Annotated in this window: 1 protein-coding gene; it reads right to left on the reverse strand. The window is 67.6% G+C overall.

Features of this window, described 5'->3' with window-relative positions:
• Positions 1–481 (reverse strand): carbohydrate porin (locus tag KUG38_RS16730; RefSeq protein ID WP_216923543.1); only part of this gene is annotated, 481 nt, incomplete at both ends.

Genomic DNA, 481 nt, shown 5'->3' on the forward strand with positions numbered 1-481 from the left:
GGCGAAGTTACCGGCCCGCAGACGGGTGCGGAGCAGGTCCTTGCCGGTGAAGCTGGTGTCGAAGTTGAGCTGGATGTCGTAGTTGAAGGCCGTGGCGCCCTGGGTCTGGCGGGCCTGGTTCGCCCAGGTGTTGGGCACGTAGCCGATGCCGGCCGCGTTCGCGCCGAAGGCGCCGGGCACGAAGGAAGGAATCACCGCGCCGGCCCCGACCAGGCTGGCGGGCAGCAGCACGGCGGCCGGATCGTTGGCAACGGCCGGCAGGAAGACCCCAGGCACCGGAACGATCTGGGCGTTACCGCCGTAGCTGTTGGCGCCCATGATGAAGGTCGCCTTACCGGTCAGCTTGGTGGTGGTGGAGAACTGGGTGGCTTCGAGCTCACCCACCTTGGCCTCTAGGCCATCCACACGGCCGCGCAGCACGGCGAGTTCCTTCTCGAACTCGGCCATCAGGCGCTTCAGCTCGTCGGTCACCTCGGTGATC

The sequence above is a fragment of the Synechococcus sp. CCAP 1479/9 genome (assembly GCF_019038535.1).
GTDB lineage: Bacteria > Cyanobacteriota > Cyanobacteriia > PCC-6307 > Cyanobiaceae > Cyanobium.